Origin of the sequence: Thalassospira lucentensis (assembly GCF_032921865.1) — a bacterium.
Lineage (GTDB): Bacteria > Pseudomonadota > Alphaproteobacteria > Rhodospirillales > Thalassospiraceae > Thalassospira > Thalassospira lucentensis_A.
In genome coordinates this window covers 746,267-762,015 of sequence record NZ_CP136684.1, presented here as the reverse complement: position 1 = coordinate 762,015, position 15,749 = coordinate 746,267, and the positions used below count along the sequence as shown (strand labels likewise).

The window sequence follows — 15,749 nt, the reverse complement described above, 5'->3', positions numbered from 1 at the left end:
ATTGTATGAGGAATAGCAAAGGCCGCCTGGTATCCGGGCGGCCTTTGCATATCTGTGTCGGATTTCAGGTTTCGGGCTAGTCGTGAGTCTGGCCGCTAAAGCCGGTTTGCGTCATTGATGGCCGGTCACAGAAATCCTCATACCATTGGCTCAATCTTGGGCGGCCGGTTCTGAAATCGGCCAGTTCGCGAAATGCGATCCAGTCAAGCCCGGTCGCCAGCGAAATATGACCGCCATTGATCGGCTCTTTGGGATCAAGTTCGCTTTCGAGATAATCGAAGGCTTCGACCAGCTTGGTTTTCTGCCCTTCTGCCAACGGCGGGTAACGCAGATTTTCAGGGCGGCGATTGGTTTCCCAGCGATACAGCACGCCGGCATCGCACATACCCTGCGCCAATGCTTGCAAACGCAGGGCTTTCCAGCGTTCCGCTCCCTTAGCGGGGATCAGTTTCCGGCCGGTATGCAGGCTGTCGAGATACTCGCAGATTACATCCGAATCAAACAAAGCCATGCCATCAGGTAGGATCAGAACCGGCACCTTGCCGAGCGGGTTGGCTGCAAAAACACGGTCATTGCGATTGGTCGGGCTGGTTTCCTGATGGATTACCTCAATCCGGTCGCCCAATCCGCATTCGAGCGCAAAGACCAATGCCTTGCGCGCAAACGGGGAATGGGTCTGATAGAGCAGGGTATGATCGGTGTTTTGTATATCATCAGACTTTTGTGAAAATCGTGCCGTCATGATGCGTTTTGTCCTGAAATCAAAAAATAGCCCGGCAAACGGGTGCCGGGCTATTTTTCATTAAAAGTGAATAATCTGGTCGATTATTGAATTTTATTACTCAGCGGCAACCGCGTTTTTTTCACCGCGTACCAGAGCCATATAGTCTTCCATCAGCGTCTTGCAAACATGCGCCGGGGTAAAGGTGTAATCGGCGATGGAGGCCACCGGGGTGACCTCTGCAGCCGTTCCGGTCAGGAAGCATTCCTCGAATTCGGCCATTTCTTCCGGCATGATCGCGCGCTCGATCACCTCGAAACCGCGGGCTTTGGCAAGCCCGATCACGGTACGGCGCGTGATGCCATCCAGGAAGCAATCCGGGGTCGGCGTATGGATTTTGCCATCCTTGACAAAGAACACGTTCGCCCCGGTCGCCTCGGCAATCTGGCCACGGTAATCAAGCATCAGCGCATCGGCAAAACCGTTACGTTCCGCTTCATGTTTCGACAGGGTGCAGATCATGTAAAGACCGGCTGCCTTGGCCGAAGTCGGCGCGGTATTCGGGGCCGGGCGGGCCCATTTCGAAAGTGCGAGACGGATGCCTTTCAGACGTTCTTCCGGTTTGAAATAGCTTGGCCATTCCCAAGTGGCAATCGCGACATTGATGCGCGTGGTCTGGGCCGAAACACCCATCATTTCACTACCGCGCCATGCAATGCGGCGGATATAGCCATCGGTGATATTGTTGGCCGCAAGCGTTTCAATGACCGCATCATCAAGTTCGGCCGCGCTATAAGGCACTTTCATATCAAGAAGCTCGCCCGATTTGATCAGACGCTGACCATGTTCGGCAAGTTTGAACACTTTACCGTTATAAGCCCGTTCCCCTTCGAAGACGGCACTGCCATAATGGACTGCGTGGCTCAACACATGGAGAGTGCTTTCACGCCAGGGTTTAAGTTCACCATTATACCAGATAAAACCATCACGGTTGTCGAAGGTCGGAGTGATCATTTGCCAGATTCCAATTCAAAAGGGCACTTGGACGTAACTTTATGTCCTTAATTGTCTGGCCGGAGTAACATTCATCGATTAATATGTCAATATAACTGACATAACGGAAAAGCATGGCTGATATCTCAACACGCAAGGTAAACCCGCTTTTTCTGCGGGAAGAAGAGCTTAGGCAAGGTATTGAACTGCTGTTCTATGCCTATCGCGATTTCACGGCAGTGGCAGATCAGATTCTTGAGCAATATAATTTCGGTCGCGCCCATCACCGGGTCATTTATTTCGTCAGCCGCAACCCCGGCATTACGGTGAGCGAGCTTCTGTCGATTCTAAAAATCACCAAGCAGTCCCTGTCGCGTGTTTTGGGCCAGCTCGTGCGCGAAGGATTTATTGATCAGAAAACCGGTGTGCAGGATCGCCGCCAGCGGCTTTTGACCTTGACGGAAAAGGGTGATGCGCTCGAACGTGAACTGACCGAAAACCAGCGCGGTCTGATCGCGGCCGCCTATCGCGAAGCCGGGGCCGAGGCGGTTGAAGGGTTCCGCAAGGTGATGCTGGGCATGCTCGAAGAACCGGACCGTGCCCGTTTCACCGACGACAGCCCGCCCGGTATGCGCCGCCGGGCCAGCTAGTGTAAAGCGGGTCTTGATTTCAGTCGTGCGACATCAAGCGGATCAGGATGATGGCCTGATCCGCTGTCTTTTGGACAGATACAATTTTGAAACTTTTTTTTGCCTAACTCGCATAGGATAAAGCGTTTCAAATGTTCAGCTTTCAGGAGAGCCGCGTATGACAAATCAGGATCAGCCGCATATTCTTGTGGTCGATGATGATGATCGTCTGCGTGATCTGTTGACCCGCTATCTTGGCGAAAACGGTTTTGTCGTCTCGGCGGCGCGAAATGCCGCCGAAGCAAGGTCGAGCCTTGCCGGGTTGCAGTTTGACCTTCTGGTGCTGGATGTTCTGATGCCCGGTGAAAAAGGGGTTGATCTTGCGCGCAGTCTACGGGACGAAGGGTCCAAGGTGCCAATCCTTCTGCTGACGGCACTTTCGGAAACCGAAGACCGCATTTCCGGGCTTGAGGCGGGGGCCGATGACTACCTTGCCAAGCCGTTTGAGCCGCGTGAGCTTGTGCTACGGATCGAAGCCATTTTACGGCGTTATGCCGAAGCGCCGGTATCGGTCACCGACGAGATGCGTGGTGAGGCATCGACCACGGCGCAGTTTGGTGGCTTTACCTTTGATGTCAGCCGGATGACCTTGCAGCGCGGATCGGAACATATCTATCTGACAAGTGCGGAGCAGGCGCTTCTCGCGGCCCTTGTTCGTCGGCGCGGCGAAGCGACAACCCGCGAAGACCTTCATGAGATGATGGGGGGCAACGCCGTTGATCCGGGGGCATCGCGCAGTATTGATGTGCAGGTGACGCGCCTTCGTCGCAAGTTTGAGGAAGACCCAAAACAACCAAGATACTTGCAGACTGTACGCGGACGGGGCTATGTGCTGTATGTGGATTAAAGACAGAGCGTCGAGCCGTCGGCGCGACGAACACGGATAAGGATAAGGGTATTGGGCAGCGGAAAAACAGGATGGATCAAATCGCTGATGCCGTCAGGTCTTCTGGGGCGGTCGCTGTTGATCCTGATGACGCCGATGCTGCTGTTGCAGATCGTCACCGTGCTGATTTTCTTTGAGCGGCATTGGGACACGGTTGCGCGCCAGCTGAGCCGGGGCCTTGCCGGTGATATTGCTTTCGTTATTGATTATCTTGGCGAATACCCGGATGCGGATCATTTCGAATGGTTGCAACATTCGGCGCGCACGCGCTTGCAACTTGATATCCTGTTCGAACCAGATGAAATCCTTGAACGGCAAATCACCCAGCCGCCCTTTGGCCTTGTCTCCCAGGAATTGTTCAACGCCCTGAATGAACGTTTGCAGCGTCCGTTCTTCTTCGATCTTGATGTCGATGACCGCAAACTGGAAATCCGGGTGCAGTTGAAGGACGGGGTCCTGTCGGTGGTTGCACCGCGCAAGCGTCTTTATTCCTCGACCACTTATATCTTCTTTATGTGGATCGCCGGTTCGGCACTGATCCTGTACGGCGTTGCCGTGATGTTCATGCGCAACCAGGTTCGTCCGATCCGCCGTCTTGCCAAGGCTGCCGACCAGTTTGGCCGGGGGGTTGAAGTCGATACCTTTAAGCCCGAAGGGGCGGCCGAGGTGCGATTGGCAGCATCGTCCTTCATTTCGATGCGCGACCGTATTGCACGCCATTTATCGCAACGGACCGCCTTGCTGGCAGGGGTGTCGCATGACTTGCGCACGCCGCTGACGCGCATGAAGCTGGAACTGGCGATGCAGGGGTCGCTGCCCGGTGTTGACGCGCTTAAGCAGGATGTTGTCGACATGGAACGCATGGTCGATGCCTATCTTGCCTTTGCACGCGGTGAAGAGGGCGAAAAGGCCGTGCCGACCGATATCGGCAAGCTGATTACCGATCAGGTTGGCGAATCCCTTCGGGATGGCCAGCAGATTGATCTGCATATTGCCGATAGTCTGGAAATGGATCTGCGTCCGCAATCCGTGCGGCGCTGCCTCGCCAATATCATGTCCAATGCTGGTCGTTATGCCAATAATCTGTCGGTGCGTGCCGGACGTCGCGGGCAGGATTATGAAATCGTGTTTGACGACGATGGTCCGGGCATTCCGGTCGACAAACGCGAAGACGTCTTCAAACCATTCTATCGTCTTGAGGAATCCCGCAATCAGGCGACCGGTGGTGTCGGCCTTGGCATGACAATCGCGCGCGATTCCGCGCGTGGTCATGGCGGCGATGTCTTTCTTGAAGATGCGCCGGGCGGCGGACTTCGCGTGCGTCTTGTTCTGCCGATCGGGCATTAAATATCTGGTTCTGCCAAATGAAAAAGCCCCGCACATATTGCGGGGCTTTTGTTTGGAAAGCTGCCAAACCTCAGAAGAAGGTCGCGATTTCCGAGAGGTCCTTTTTCTCGGTCGCATGTTTGGGGATCGTCGCATTCGCTGCCGGATATCCAGTGACCAGAAGAATATAGGGTTTGTTGTGGTCCGGGCGATGGCATATCTCGGTCAGGAAGCTCATCGGGTTCGGTGTGTGCGTTAATGTTGCAAGCCCTGCGCGATGCAGGGCGGCGATCAGAAAGCCGGCGGCGATGGAAACGGATTCCGGCACGTAATAGTTTTTGCGAAACTTCCCGTCGGCCGACGCACTTTTGCGTTCGCCGAAAATGCAAATCAGCCATGGGGCGATTTCGAGAAACGGTTTGCTGTCATCGGTGCCCAGCGGGCGTAGGGCCTCGATCCATTCTTCACCGGCACGACCGGCATAAAAGGCGCGTTCTTCTTCCTCAGCGGCGGTGCGAATTTTCTTTTTCATTGCCGGATCGCCAATGACGGAAAAATGCCACGGCTGATGATTGGCCCCATTGGGGGCTGTACCCGCCGCACGAATACAGGTTTCGATGATGTCACGTGGCACTGGCCGGTCCGAAAAATCTCGCACGGTGTGGCGCGTGCGGATGTCATCATAAAACGCCAGGGCCCCGCGGCGCATCTCTTCAATCGGGCGTTCCTGATAATCCGGCAACGGGATCGGTAAAAAATCGGCGATCGGCGTGGGGCGGGTTGTCATGGTGCTCTCTGATGTTTGTTTGTTTAAATTGTCAGACAATCTTAATGGGGAGAGTTCAGCGATGCAAGTCTCATGTGCTTTGTCTTCCATTCCCTGTCCGGGAGCAGGTAATTAATCCGGTTCGGATAAGCGGATGCGTGGACGGCGATGTTGTATCCGCTCGCCCGTCTGAAGAGTGATCGGTGGGGGCTGGGAAGGCCGTTAGTCTTCCGGCCTTTCGGCAAAATGGGTGTCGGGTAGCGATTGCACCAGTTGGCGCGAGTGGTCGACATGATCGATCATGGTGGCTTCGGCCTTTGCGGCGTCACCGGCAAGGACGGCATCAACAATGTCGCGATGCTGGGGATTGGTTTGCAGGACCTTGTCATCCGCGACCAGAACGCGGAATTGCAGCCAATAGACGCTGTTGGAAATGCGGCGGAGTTGTTCAGACAGAAGCGCATTTCCGGTGACATCGGCAAACAGCATATGGAAGGCAAGGTTGTGGCGCGACATGGCCGCAAGGTCATTGCGGGCCTCGGCACTGTCGAGTTCGGCCTGAATGGATCGTAATTGCAGCGTGTCGCCCTGCAGGATCGGGGTTGCAAGCCGCACGGCGAGACCTTCAAGCGCGCCGCGCACGATAAACAGATCGTCCACTTCGCGCCGCGTCATGTGACGGACACTAACCCCGCGATAGGGCTGACTGTGCAAAAGTCCATCCGCGGTCAGTTGTCGAAAAGCTTCCCGAACGGATGGACGACTGACGCCAAGGCGTTTTGCGAAGTCGATTTCGGTCAGGCGTTGACCAGGTACGAGGCGACCTTCACGAATTGCATTGGTGATGGCATCGGAGACGTGCTGAACGGTTAGAGCCTCGTTGGCGGAAGCGTCGGTTTCTGTCATTTATCACCGGATTGCGATGGATCATTGCTGCAGGGCACATCTTGTCCTATCTAAGAGGGACTTCGCGGTTGCGATATATGCCTGATGCGATTATCGTGCACTATTGTCAGACAATATTCTACACTTAATTTTTATGGTTATTTGTAGTTCTACATAAAAACACACAACGAGTGAATGTTTTCTTGCGATATACGTTTGATTGATGTTAAATCGCGTCAACTTGGCATGGATACAGTGCCGGGAAAGTGTGTCCGTCGTTCCCGCCACGGTCCAGTAGAAAGCTCTAGACGAAACGGATTGATGCAGCGTTATGGCCAGCAATTTAAACGAAGAAACAGTCACTTACGTCCATCACTGGACTGACACTCTCTTCACCTTCAAAACCACCCGTGATCCGGGTTTCCGGTTCATCAACGGTCAGTTTGCCATGATCGGACTCGAAGTCGAAGGCAAGCCGCTTTTGCGCGCCTATTCGATGGTGAGTGCCAATTACGACGAAGAACTTGAATTCTTCTCGATCAAGGTGCCGAACGGTCCGCTGACATCGCGTTTGCAACATATCAAGGTTGGCGACAAGATTCTGGTCGGGCGCAAGCCGACCGGAACCCTGATCCATGATAACCTGCTGCCGGGCAAAAACCTTTGGCTGCTGTCAACCGGTACCGGTCTGGCACCGTTCATGAGCGTCATTCGCGATTACGAAACCTACGAGCGTTATGACAAGGTCATTCTTGTTCATGGCTGCCGCGAAGTTCGTGAACTGGCTTATCAGGAGTTCATCCACAGTGAGCTGCCCAACAACGAATTCTTTGGCGAAGATGTCCAGAACAAGCTTCTGTATTATCCGACAGTCACCCGCGAAGAGTTTAAAAACCAGGGTCGCATCACCGAGCTGATGAAGTCGGGCAAGCTTTATGATGACCTTGGCCTTGAAAAACCGACCCTTGAAAATGATCGTTTCATGCTTTGTGGCAACCCGGAAATGATTGCCGAAACCCGCCAGATGCTGATCGAGTGGGGCGGCAAGGAAGGCAACATGAACGAACCCGGTCATTTCGTGATCGAGAAAGCGTTCGTCGAAAAGTAATTTGACATAAATCGGAATTAAAAAAGGGCGTGGCCAGATGATGGCCGCGCCCTTTCAGTTTGTGCCGGGTTTGCTGTGAGGACGGTGTACTAGAACAGACGCCCGCCATTGGGAACGTTGCGCTCCGGCGCGATCAGGACAATGCCTTTGTCGTCCTCGCCATCGGGGAAGCCGAGGCAGAGGAATTCGGACATGAAAGGGCCGACCTGTTTTTGGGGGAAGTTGACCACACCGGCAACCTGACGCCCGATCAAGCTTTCGGGCGTGTAATATTTGGTGATCTGAGCCGATGTCTTCCGGGTACCGATTTCCGGTCCGAAATCCACCCAGAGCTTTAAGGCCGGGCGGCGGGCTTCGGGGAATTCCTGGGCATCGACGACGGTCCCGACACGGATATCCACTTTCAGGAAGTCGTCAAAACTGATCTCGCTCATAAATCTTTCTCCGATGAATTTGAGCCAGATTAGCGGGATCACAGTTTGCCGTTAAGGGCTTATCGACGCGTTTGGGCAGATCAGGAGTTTGGGCAAAAGCACAAATAAAAACGGCAGAGCCAGAAGGCTCTGCCGGTAAGTTGATAACGGGAAGTTATCAGCTAGATTATTTCGCAGTGGCGGTCTTTTCGATCGCCGACTTGAACTCGTCGAGAGATTCGGTAAAGCGGGTCTGCAGAAGAGCAAGAGCTTCTTCCTGGGACTTGCTTACCAGACCAGACAGTTCCTTGGCATTTGCGAGGGCTTCTTCGTAAGCGGCTTTCGCAGCTTCGGTCTGCTTTGCAGCAGCAGCCATCGGGTTGTCAGCAGGAGTAGCAGCGAAATCCTTGCCCTGGGTCTGAACTTTATCCAGCAGCGTTTTGAAAATTTCGCTCTGACGCTGAGCAACAGCCTGGAAACCGTCGAAGGCTACCTTGTTGGCTTTGGTCAGGGCTTCAACGTTTTTGCGCTGAAACGCCATCATCTCGTTCACGTCGACACCCGGAATCTTGAAATCCGCGGTGTATTTGGTGAAGTCGAGATCGAAGAACGGGTTGGTTGCCTTTTTTGCGGCGGTCATGGTTTGCACTCCATCAACAATTTGCAACAGGTGTGGAATGAGGCGCTATTGTGCGCCGCACAAATTCAACTGCAATATGAAGGATCGAACCGGTTTCGTCAAGGTTTATTTTGCAGTGCACAAAAACTTCATGGTTTTGGTTTTATCTGATGATGTAACCTTAGGTTACGGCGTGCTGTCTCTGTTTCAGATCAGATAGTTAGGGTGCTGTACTGTTATTTTCAGCCGACGGGGATGTCTGTTCGGCGTGATCGGCACGGCGACATTTTTGTGCAAACCGGTCACATTTTTTCTGAATTTTTCCGCAAGCCCGGCTTAGTCGGGAAATGCCGGTGCCAATGCGTTTGTCCCATTCACTGCCGCGTGCCAATGCTCGATCAAGGGCGGCCATGGTTGGTCCGAAATCGGCGGTTTCATCAACGAGCCATTGTTTGAAGCACCGGGCATAAATCGTTCCCATCCCGGCTACACGCAGGCTGCCACGCAGACCACCAGTGGTGAAGCCGCTGGCATCAAGCATCCAGCGCATCGAGCCGAAATGGGTCTTGATCGCACGCAGTGTGTCAGTCGGGCCGAGGTCACCGCCGCTGGCGACGATGGAGCGAAGTGCCGGGCGATAGGGTGCCAGCGCATCAAACCGCGCCATCATCACCGCGATCAGGCGATCATGACCGGGCTCGTTGAAATCGGCGGGATCAAGATCGGCAAGAACGATCCGGTCGATCCTGCGCACGAACTGGCGCAGGATATCGGCCTTGCTTTTGAAATGATCAAACGCAACCCCGATATCGACACCTGCCGATTGCGCGATGTCGATCATGGTGACGTCATGCCAGCGTCCGGCTGCGGCCAAATCCATGGCTGCATCAATCAGTCTGGTTTGCGGGTCTTTCTTTGCCGGCATGATCGTCTCCTTGATTGTTTATGCTTATCCCGCCAGTTCGACGGAACGTTTCCGGGCGGCTTCTACCGCACGGGTCATCAGGTCGGGCAGGCCGTTCTGCGCATCCATCAGTACCGAAAGAGCGGCGGCCGTGGTGCCGCCAGGGCTTGTGACATTTTCGCGCAGGGTGGATGCGGTTTCCTCGCTGGCATCCAGAAGGAAGCCTGCACCGACAACCGTCTGGCGCGCCAGCATCATTGCCTGATCGGCAGGAAGACCGGCAGCCTCACCAGCCTGGGCCATGGCTTCGACCAGATGGAAGATATAGGCAGGCCCACTACCCGAAAGGGCTGTGACCGCATCCATCAGGCTTTCATCACTTACCCACGAAACCATGCCGACGGTGGCCAGAAGCGTTTCGCACATGTCGCGTTGTGCCTGGCTGACATTGTCGGTCGGGCACATTACGGTCATGCCACGCGATACGGCAGCCGGGGTATTGGGCATGGCACGAACGATGCGCGCAGTCTCGCCCAGGTGACCGGCAAAGAAGTCGATGGTTTTGCCAGCGGCAACCGACAGGAAGACCGTTTCGGCACGAACCAGCGGTTTGTAACCGTCGATCACATCGGGCAGGACCTGCGGCTTGACCGCAAACAGGATCACCTGCGGGATGAAATCCTGAGGGACTTCGGTGACATCGGTAATGCCATGAACGCCATAGCGGGTTGACAGTTTTTCGGCGGCTTCGGCCTGTTCTACAATATAGACATTGTCCGATTTAAGCCCTTTGGCCAGCCAGCCTTCCAGCATGGCACTGCCCATTTTGCCACAGCCGACCAGCAATAGACGCGTATTCATCAAATCTGCTCCGATTTTTCCATCCCTGACTGCCGAACATGTGTGGATCAGCAATCGCAATGCAATGCCGTAGCGATGTTCTCAAGGTGGGTCAAGTCGGTCACAGGGGCAAGGGGAGTGACAAAATTCACAGAATCTGGCCGTCAAATATCGCGACGCGGGGTGTTTTTCCAAGAGAAGTAACCGACACGGGATTTTGTGTTGTTCAGGGGATTATTCCGTCACACCTGCCGGGATTTATATCGAATCAGACATTGGGTGGGATGCGCAAAAAAAATTAACGCCAGCAGCAAAAAAAAGGGCCGACGCGATGCCGACCCTTTTAGAAATTCGTGGCGGATAAACAAGTCTATGCCTGTCCAACAGGTTCCAGCATCGAATGGGTCAATGCCTCGTCCGGGGTTTTACCCTGACCCAGAACGAAGTTGAAGGCCGGGAAAAAGCGTTCGCATTCGGAAACGGCGATATCAATCAGTTCTTCGAACTGTTCGACCATCGGTGGTACATCGCCGCCGAACAAAAGCGTATGGCGGAACAGTGGCATGTTTTCATCCAGCCACAATCCGAAATGGCCGAGCCAAAGCTGTTCATTGCACTTTGCCAGCAATTCATAGATGCGCGGACGGAGAGGTTCGGGCACGAACAGATCATAGCAGCAGGCAATGTGAAGCGCTTCGGCATCTTCGCGCCAGGTGAAGTAGACCAGATACGTGCACCAATGCGCCGGGATTTCGACAACGACTTCATCGTCGCTGCGACGTTCCACGTGCCAGTCATTAGTGCGGGCGATATCTTCGACAAGCAGCAACGGGTTTTCGTCGCCAAGGTCGCCGATATCTTCCAGATGGTCGTTCATATAAATTTGCCAGTCTCTGCATATGCGAAAGGGCGCGCACTATATGCCGGTGCCCGCCGCGTTTCAACCGCCCCGCGACGCAGGACAGAAATGAATTTCATGTGATCGGCAATCCGCGGTTCCCGGCCGACCTTTCCGCGACCCTGTTATGAACGGCTTTCCTTGCCTGTATGTGGGGATGATTTCCCGGTTATGCGTCTTTTTTTGCAGCCGGTTTGCTGCTGGCGCGTTTGGGAGCCGTTTTTGCCACCGGTTTCTCGGCCTTTGCCAGACGTTGTTCAAGTTCGGCAATTCTGGCTTCGAGGCCGTCAATACGTTCGGCAGCACGGATCGCGACATCGTGCACGACGTCAAATTCTTCGCGTGTAACCATATCCATACCGGCCAGAATCTTTTCAAACTGCTGACGGACAAGTGCATCGATCTCGCCCTTCATGCCGGTCATGGTGCCCAGTGCGGAATTGGTGACACGGGTCAGGTCGTCAAGAATACGGTTATTGATCTGCATCTTTGTCTCCGTCTTTCGGGCAATATCAGCTGTTACGGCATATCCGCAAAACATGCGCATAATATGGGTGTTAGGGTTATCAAGGCAAGTTGATCGTCGATCCGCCGGATATAGAGGAAAAACAAACAGCTTTTCTTGCTCCAGATCAGGGCGGGGCCTATAAAGTTGTCAGTTTTTACAATCTACTGCCCAAAAGGCTGCATAAGACAAGGCGCCGCGAGGAGAATGCAATGCTGATCGTAACCGGAGGAGCCGGATTTATCGGGTCCAATATCGTGGTGGCCCTTGAAGAACGCGGCGAAACCGACATTGTGGTTGTTGATCGCCTGCGCGACGGGATCAAATGGAAAAACATCGCCAAGCGTAATCTGCGCGATATCGTGCATCCGGATGATCTTCCGGCGTTCCTTGAAGCGCATAATAACGACGTTGACGCGATTTTCCACATGGGCGCGATTTCGGCCACGACCGAACGCGACGCGGACAAGATCGTACAGAACAATTACAAGCTGACGACATGGCTTTGGGAATGGTGCGCACGGCATTCGTCACGTTTGATCTATGCGTCGTCGGCGGCGACCTATGGCGATGGCAAGCAGGGCTTTGACGACAGTTTCGATCAGGCCGATCTGGCAAAACTGGCACCGCTTAATGCCTATGGCTGGTCGAAACATGCAACCGATCGCCGGTTCCGGACCATCCTTGATCAGAACGGTTTCCGACCGAAACAGTGGGCCGGACTTAAATTCTTTAACGTCTATGGCCCGAACGAATATCACAAGGGCGGCATGCGGTCGGTAGTGTCACAGATGTTTGACAAGCTTTCGGCGGGTGAAACCGCAACCCTTTTCAAATCGCACCATCCCGATTACGAGGATGGCGGGCAGCTTCGCGATTTTGTCTGGGTCGGGGATGTTGTCGACATCATCATGTGGCTTTACGACAATCCGCAGGTCAGTGACCTGTTTAATGTTGGGACTGGCAAGGCGCGTAGCTTCAAGGATCTGGCACTTTCGGTGTTTAGCGCGATCGGCAAGGAACCCGATATCCAGTACGTGCCAACCCCCGAAAGCATCCGCGACAAATACCAGTATTTCACCGAGGCCAATATGGCCAAGCTGCGTGCGCGCGGATACGGAGCGAACATGACCCCGCTTGAAGAAGGGGTGCGTCAATATATTCAGGATTACCTCGTGACCGAGGACCCGTTCCGTTAAGCCGATGCAGGGCGGGGACGGCTTGCCATGTTCCTGCCCTGATCGTTTGCGACCAGTCGGTAAATCAACACACATACGTCACGGAGTTTCCCCTGATGCTAAGCCTAGCCTTTCCGGCGATTGATCCGATCGCGATCTCTATCGGTCCGATTGCAATCCGCTGGTATGCCCTTGCCTATATTGCCGGGTTGCTGCTTGGCTGGCGTTATGTCGTCTATTACTGCACCAAGACGCCCAATATCATGAGCAAACGCGACATCGATGATTTGCTTTTCTGGGCGACGCTTGGCGTCATTCTTGGCGGACGGCTGGGATATATCCTGTTTTACAATCTGGAATATTACATTGAAAACCCGGCCAATATCCTGAAGGTGTGGCAGGGTGGCATGGCGTTCCATGGCGGGTTCATGGGCGTGATCGTTGCGATCATCCTGTTTGCGCGTAAACGCGGTATTTCCATTCTGGCGGTGCTGGATGCGGCGGCGGTGGCAACCCCGATCGGGCTGTTTTTCGGGCGGATCGCCAATTTCATCAATGGCGAGCTGTTTGGCCGTGTAACTGATTCCCCGCTTGGCATGGTGTTCCCGCATGGCGGGCCGGAACCACGCCACCCCAGCCAGCTTTACGAGGCAGCGCTTGAAGGTCTGATCCTGTTTATCGTCCTGTTCGCCCTGTCGCGTAGCGCCTATGTCCGCCATCGTCCGGGGATACTTGGCGGAACGTTCGTCGCCGGTTATGGCATTTCGCGCATCATCGTCGAGTTTTTCCGTCAACCAGATGCACAGCTTGGTTTCCTGACATTCGGGGCAACCATGGGGCAGTTGTTGTCGATCCCGATGGTTCTTGTCGGGGTGGGTGGCATTATCTATGCGATGAAAGCCGCACCGATTGAAACACGGAAACTTCCGAAAGACGATCAGGCAAAAGACGGACAGAAGGCGTGACCGGGACTTCCGACAAACCATTGCTCGACCATTTGAAACGGCGGATCGCGCTTGACGGGCCGATCACGATTGCCGATTTCATGAACGAGGCGTTGGCCCATCCCGAGCACGGCTATTACCGCAAACAGGACCCGTTCGGACGCAAGGGCGATTTCATTACCGCACCCGAAATCAGCCAGATGTTTGGCGAACTTATAGGGCTGTGGGCGGCGGTAACGTGGCAGCAGATGGGAAGCCCGCGCAAGGTCAACCTTGTGGAACTGGGACCGGGGCGTGGCACATTGATGGCCGATGCCCTGCGCGCGGTGCGTAATGTACCGGGGCTTTCCGATGCGTTAACCGTGCGGTTTGTTGAAACTAGTCCGGTCCTTAGAACCCATCAGCAAACCGCGATCATGCCCTATGGCATTCCGGCAACCTGGCACGAGGCATTTGACGATATTCCGTCGGGCGGCAATGCGCCGATGATTGTGATCGGCAACGAGTTTTTCGATGCCCTGCCAATTCGTCAGTTTGAACGCGCATCTCATGGCTGGTCCGAACGGCTGGTCGGTGTGGATGCAAATACAGGCGAACTTGGGTTCGTGCGCGGAGCGGCAACGCCGGTGACCGATGCGCTGGTTCCGGCGACCCTGCGCGGAACCGCAAAGCCCGGCGATATTTTCGAAAGCTGCCCGGCGGCGATTGCGATTGCCGATCAGGTCGCGCGCCGTCTGAACGAGGCTGGCGGGGCGGCATTGTTTATCGATTACGGCCATCCGCATAGCGCGTTTGGCGACACTTTGCAGGCGCTTAAGGACCATAAATATCATCCGGTTCTCGAACAGCCCGGTGATGCGGATCTGACCGCGCATGTCGATTTTGCTGCTATCGGACGGGCGATGCTTGAGGCAGATGCGCGGATCGGGGCGGTTCTGACCCAGGGTACGTTCCTTAGGATGCTGGGGATAGAACAGCGTGCCGAACTTTTGAAAGAGAATGCCGATGACGCGCAGGCGAGGTCGATTGACGCGGCCCTTGCGCGCCTGATTGATGCCGATCAGATGGGAACACTTTTTAAAGTGCTGATCGGATATGGTCGCGAAACTGCACCGCCGCCCTGTGTTAGCGGCGCCGAGGGATAACGGAGTTTTCGATGTCCAGCCAGACGACCCGTGGAATTGAACGCAATTCTGATGGCCTGATGTGGATTGAGGCCGAAAGCCTGCAGAATAAAGATGGCCTGCGTCATGGTTTCCTGACTCGCAAGGGCGGGGTGAGTGACGGCATCCATAGCGGACTAAATGTCGGTTTCGGATCCGATGACAGCCGTGAACGGGTTGCGGAAAATCGCGCACGTGCAGCAAAGGCATTCGGTACGAAGGCCGACCGTCTAACCACAGTTTATCAGGTGCACGGGATTGATGTCGCGGTGCTAAAACGCCCGCTTGATCGCGAAGAAGCGCCCAAGGCCGACGCGATGGTAACCGACCGGCCTGATGTGATGTTGGGTATCCTGACTGCCGACTGCACACCTGTTTTGTTTCATGATGCAAAGGCCGGTGTGATCGGGGCGTGCCATTCGGGATGGCGCGGATCGTTTGCCGGGATATCCGAGGCAACCGTCACTGCCATGGAAAAACTAGGCGCGTCGCGTGATAGTATATCGGCTGTGGTTGGGCCGTGCATTGCGCGCCCGTCATACGAAGTCGATGCCAAGTTCCGCGATACGATATTGTCGGGACCAGCCGGGGACGAGGATCTTTTTGATCCATCAGTACGCGATGGTCATTTCATGTTCGATCTGCCGGAATATGTGCGTCGCCGGACCATGGTGACCGGTATTAAAGCCGTCGAACTGGTGGCACGCGATACCCTTGCCGAAGAAGAATTGTTTTACAGCTATCGCCGGACGACGCTTCGCGGCGAACCCGATTACGGACGGCAGTTATCAGCGATCATGCTGACCGGTTCCTGATCCCGGGATTGCGAGGAAACATGCTATGCCCCATTTGATCATGCTGTTCTTCTTTATGATCATTGCAGCCATGGTTGGCTGCGTTTTGATGTGACG

The 15,749-nt window shown here is 54.7% G+C and carries 18 protein-coding genes; 8 read left to right on the top strand and 10 right to left on the bottom strand.

Annotated features, from left to right (window positions below):
- Positions 1-76 precede the first annotated feature (76 nt).
- Complete coding sequence (locus tag R1T41_RS04135) at positions 77-742, bottom strand: glutathione S-transferase family protein (RefSeq protein WP_317340150.1); 666 nt, start codon at positions 740-742, stop codon at positions 77-79.
- 96 nt (positions 743-838) lie between these two features.
- Entirely contained in the window at positions 839-1,735 is an 897-nt protein-coding gene (locus R1T41_RS04130; RefSeq protein WP_114109659.1) for a branched-chain amino acid aminotransferase, read from the bottom strand.
- A gap of 113 nt (positions 1,736-1,848) precedes the next feature.
- On the opposite strand from R1T41_RS04130, the gene R1T41_RS04125 reads away from it, so the two are divergent.
- The 3 genes from R1T41_RS04125 (at position 1,849) to R1T41_RS04115 (ending at position 4,636) form a co-directional block, all read left to right on the top strand.
- Positions 1,849-2,364 carry a MarR family winged helix-turn-helix transcriptional regulator gene (locus R1T41_RS04125; protein WP_062948064.1) on the top strand — a complete coding sequence of 172 codons (516 nt, stop codon included), beginning with the start codon at positions 1,849-1,851 and terminating at the stop codon, positions 2,362-2,364.
- Between the two features lie 157 nt (positions 2,365-2,521).
- The gene (locus R1T41_RS04120) at positions 2,522-3,250 is read left to right on the top strand and encodes a response regulator (protein WP_209220358.1); all 729 of its coding nucleotides are present in this window, start codon (positions 2,522-2,524) and stop codon (positions 3,248-3,250) included.
- Positions 3,251-3,301: 51 nt separating this feature from the next.
- Positions 3,302-4,636 (top strand): ATP-binding protein, encoded by a 1,335-nt coding sequence (locus R1T41_RS04115; RefSeq protein ID WP_258547173.1) that lies wholly within the window; start codon positions 3,302-3,304, stop codon positions 4,634-4,636.
- Positions 4,637-4,706: 70 nt separating this feature from the next.
- On the opposite strand, the gene R1T41_RS04110 is transcribed toward R1T41_RS04115, so the two are convergent.
- The gene (locus R1T41_RS04110; RefSeq protein ID WP_317340147.1) at positions 4,707-5,402 is read right to left on the bottom strand and encodes a nitroreductase family protein; all 696 of its coding nucleotides are present in this window, start codon (positions 5,400-5,402) and stop codon (positions 4,707-4,709) included.
- A gap of 201 nt (positions 5,403-5,603) precedes the next feature.
- Positions 5,604-6,287 (bottom strand): GntR family transcriptional regulator, encoded by a 684-nt coding sequence (locus tag R1T41_RS04105; RefSeq protein WP_317340146.1) that lies wholly within the window; start codon positions 6,285-6,287, stop codon positions 5,604-5,606.
- Between the two features lie 310 nt (positions 6,288-6,597).
- Here R1T41_RS04105 and R1T41_RS04100 point away from each other — a divergent pair, with 310 nt between their 5' ends.
- On the top strand, positions 6,598-7,374 hold the full coding sequence (locus tag R1T41_RS04100; RefSeq protein ID WP_062948056.1) for a ferredoxin--NADP reductase: 777 nt from the start codon (positions 6,598-6,600) through the stop codon (positions 7,372-7,374).
- Between the two features lie 89 nt (positions 7,375-7,463).
- Here the strand turns inward: R1T41_RS04100 and R1T41_RS04095 are convergent, their stop codons facing one another.
- From R1T41_RS04095 to R1T41_RS04070, 6 genes are all read right to left on the bottom strand, one after another.
- On the bottom strand, positions 7,464-7,808 hold the full coding sequence (locus R1T41_RS04095; RefSeq protein WP_317340144.1) for a tRNA-binding protein: 345 nt from the start codon (positions 7,806-7,808) through the stop codon (positions 7,464-7,466).
- Positions 7,809-7,974: 166 nt separating this feature from the next.
- Positions 7,975-8,427: a phasin family protein gene (locus tag R1T41_RS04090; protein WP_062948051.1), complete on the bottom strand. Its 453-nt coding sequence runs from the start codon at positions 8,425-8,427 to the stop codon at positions 7,975-7,977.
- A gap of 199 nt (positions 8,428-8,626) precedes the next feature.
- Positions 8,627-9,331: a TetR/AcrR family transcriptional regulator gene (locus R1T41_RS04085; RefSeq protein ID WP_317340142.1), complete on the bottom strand. Its 705-nt coding sequence runs from the start codon at positions 9,329-9,331 to the stop codon at positions 8,627-8,629.
- Between the two features lie 24 nt (positions 9,332-9,355).
- Positions 9,356-10,171, bottom strand: a complete 816-nt coding sequence (gene proC, locus R1T41_RS04080) for a pyrroline-5-carboxylate reductase (protein WP_209220352.1) — start codon at positions 10,169-10,171, stop codon at positions 9,356-9,358.
- Positions 10,172-10,520: 349 nt separating this feature from the next.
- Complete coding sequence (locus R1T41_RS04075; protein WP_062948045.1) at positions 10,521-11,027, bottom strand: YbjN domain-containing protein; 507 nt, start codon at positions 11,025-11,027, stop codon at positions 10,521-10,523.
- Between the two features lie 190 nt (positions 11,028-11,217).
- Positions 11,218-11,535: an accessory factor UbiK family protein gene (locus R1T41_RS04070; RefSeq protein WP_317340140.1), complete on the bottom strand. Its 318-nt coding sequence runs from the start codon at positions 11,533-11,535 to the stop codon at positions 11,218-11,220.
- A gap of 230 nt (positions 11,536-11,765) precedes the next feature.
- Between R1T41_RS04070 and rfaD the strand changes: the two genes are divergently transcribed.
- From rfaD to pgeF, 4 genes are all read left to right on the top strand, one after another.
- Positions 11,766-12,752 carry an ADP-glyceromanno-heptose 6-epimerase gene (gene rfaD, locus R1T41_RS04065; RefSeq protein ID WP_317340139.1) on the top strand — a complete coding sequence of 329 codons (987 nt, stop codon included), beginning with the start codon at positions 11,766-11,768 and terminating at the stop codon, positions 12,750-12,752.
- Positions 12,753-12,844: 92 nt separating this feature from the next.
- Complete coding sequence (lgt, locus tag R1T41_RS04060; protein ID WP_197467415.1) at positions 12,845-13,696, top strand: prolipoprotein diacylglyceryl transferase; 852 nt, start codon at positions 12,845-12,847, stop codon at positions 13,694-13,696.
- Positions 13,693-14,820 carry a class I SAM-dependent methyltransferase gene (locus R1T41_RS04055; RefSeq protein WP_317340137.1) on the top strand — a complete coding sequence of 376 codons (1,128 nt, stop codon included), beginning with the start codon at positions 13,693-13,695 and terminating at the stop codon, positions 14,818-14,820. Before lgt ends, R1T41_RS04055 begins: the two co-directional genes overlap by 4 nt.
- An 11-nt stretch (positions 14,821-14,831) precedes the next feature.
- Positions 14,832-15,653, top strand: a complete 822-nt coding sequence (pgeF, locus tag R1T41_RS04050) for a peptidoglycan editing factor PgeF (protein ID WP_317340135.1) — start codon at positions 14,832-14,834, stop codon at positions 15,651-15,653.
- Positions 15,654-15,749: the final 96 nt, after the last annotated feature.